This window comes from Kitasatospora sp. NPDC036755, assembly GCF_040636595.1.
GTDB lineage: Bacteria > Actinomycetota > Actinomycetes > Streptomycetales > Streptomycetaceae > Kitasatospora.
Window position 1 is genome coordinate 10,411 of the sequence record NZ_JBEZUT010000301.1, and the last position, 206, is coordinate 10,616.

Here is a 206-nt window from a genome sequence, read left to right on the forward strand (position 1 = left end):
CGGCTGGGGGGTCGGTCTCGCGCCCGCCGTCGTGGTGGTCGTGGGTGACCGCGGTGTCGGTCCGCCGGGGCTGACGAGGGGTGGGCTGATGACGGTTGGTAACAGTTCCGCGCTCCGGCCGCTGGTGGGCCGCCGTTAGTCGGTGCGGCTCCGCCGCCTGCCGGGCCGGGGCCGGTGTACTGCCGCGTGCTTCGGGTGGGTGGTCG